The following is a 1808-nucleotide window of genomic DNA, read 5'->3' as shown; positions in this document are numbered from 1 at the left end:
TTGATGACGATCTGCAGCGGCACATAGCCGAGATCGTTGGTCAGATTGGTGCCCACGCCGAACGCGAGTTTCGAGCGGCCACGGAACCGCTCGTACAGCTGCATGACTTTCGGAATGTCGAGCGCGTCGGAGAATACGAGCACCTTGGTGCGCGGGTCGCAGCGGTTCGCTTCGTAATGCCGGATCATCCGCTCGCCCCATTCGAACGGATCGCCCGAATCGTGGCGCGCGCCGTCGAACAGCTTGCAGAAATACATGTCGAAGTCGCGCAGGAAGGCATCCATGCCGTAGACGTCCGACAACGCGATGCCGAGGTCGCCGCGATATTCCTTCGCCCACATCTCGAAACCGAAGATCTGCGAATCGCGCAGCCGCGGCCCGAGCGCCTGGCACGCCTGCAGATATTCATGCGCCATCGTGCCGAGCGGCGTGATGCCGTGCTTCATCGCGTAATAGACGTTGCTCGTGCCGGCGAACTGCGAGCCGAGCCCGTCGCGCAGCGTGAGCGCGACCTCTTCGTGCCACACCTTCGAGAAACGCCGGCGCGTGCCGTAATCGGCGATCTTGCAGTCGGCGAACGCCGGCTGCGCGCCGAGCAGCTCGATCTTCTCGCACAGCCGCTCGCGCCCTTCGCGATAGTCGGGCTCGCGCTGCGTGTTGCGGAAGTAGACCTCGTTGACGATCGCGAGCACCGGGATCTCGAACAGGATCGTGTGCAGCCACGGCCCCTTGATCTCGATGTCGATCTCGCCATTGCCCTTCGGCGACGGTGTGATCGAGATGTATTTCTCGTTCAGGTGGAACAGGTCGAGAAAATCGACGAAATCGCTCTTGATGAAGCGCATCCGGCGCAGATAGTCGAGCTCGTCGTTGGTGAAGCGCAGCGCGCACAGGCCGCGCACCTCGTCGCGAATCTCGCCGATGTACGGCACGAGATCGACGCCGGGCGTGCGGCACCTGAAGCGGTACTCGACGTTTGCAGCCGGAAAGTGATGCAGGACGACCTGCATCATCGTGAATTTGTACAGATCCGTGTCGAGCAGCGAAGTGATGATCATGATGACGGCACCGCCAATATCAAGACCGGGCCCTGGCGCACCGCGCGCCGCCCGGTCTGGCGGCCATGTTACCCGAATGCGGGACTGACCACCGCGCGCGTCTGCGCCCGCCCCCGTCCGCCATAAACTAATCACGAATCGGTATAAGCCGGAAAGCCGAGTGTGGTATGCGGGTTTGGCGCATCAGTTACAATGCCGCTTTTGGCGCATACGCCACCCCATATATACCGCCAAGCAGGAGCGTTTGAATGACTCACGTTGTGACCGAAGGCTGCATCAAGTGCAAATACACGGATTGCGTCGATGTGTGCCCGGTGGATTGCTTCCGTGAAGGTCCCAACTTTCTGGCCATCGATCCGGACGAATGCATCGACTGCGCCGTGTGCGTCGCCGAATGTCCGACCAACGCGATTTATGCGGAAGAAGACGTGCCGAGCGATCAGCAGGAATTCACCGCACTGAACGCCGAACTGGCGAAGTCCTGGCCGTCGATCACGAAGACGAAGCCGGCGCCGGCCGATGCGGACGAGTGGAAGGACGTGCAGGACAAGCTGCATCTGCTCGAGCGCTGATCGCATGGCCGCTCGGGTTTAAAAAAAATTGAGCGGCGCATGCAAAAAGTGTTGACAGCTTAGCCAGCACCCCATAGAATCTCATTTCTCTGCTGTTTGTTCCCCGATAGCTCAGTCGGTAGAGCGCCGGACTGTTAATCCGTAGGTCCCTGGTTCGAGCCCAGGTCGGGGAGCCAAA

General features: G+C 60.6%; 2 protein-coding genes and 1 tRNA gene. 2 read left to right on the top strand and 1 reads right to left on the bottom strand.

Annotation, left to right across the window (positions count from 1 at the left end; genetic code table 11):
- Nucleotides 1-1058: nicotinate phosphoribosyltransferase (pncB, locus tag KH616_RS24735; protein ID WP_292254809.1), on the bottom strand; the 1058-nt coding region annotated here is incomplete at its 3' end.
- A gap of 248 nt (nucleotides 1059-1306) precedes the next feature.
- On the opposite strand from pncB, the gene fdxA reads away from it, so the two are divergent.
- Together fdxA and KH616_RS24725 are read left to right on the top strand one after the other, a co-directional pair.
- Complete coding sequence (gene fdxA / locus KH616_RS24730) at nucleotides 1307-1630, top strand: ferredoxin FdxA (RefSeq protein ID WP_292254807.1); 324 nt, start codon at nucleotides 1307-1309, stop codon at nucleotides 1628-1630.
- A gap of 100 nt (nucleotides 1631-1730) precedes the next feature.
- A tRNA-Asn gene (locus KH616_RS24725) sits at nucleotides 1731-1806 on the top strand.
- Nucleotides 1807-1808 lie beyond the last annotated feature (2 nt).

Source organism: Burkholderia sp. (assembly GCF_018375725.1).
GTDB lineage: Bacteria > Pseudomonadota > Gammaproteobacteria > Burkholderiales > Burkholderiaceae > Burkholderia.
The sequence above is the reverse complement of the archived record's forward strand: the minus strand, read 5'-3'. Positions and strand labels throughout refer to the sequence as shown.

Excerpts from the sequence above, each read along its gene's own strand:
- fdxA (WP_292254807.1), top strand. The coding sequence starts at position 1,307 with ATGACTCACGTTGTGACCGAAGGCTGCATCAAGTGCAAATACACGGAT.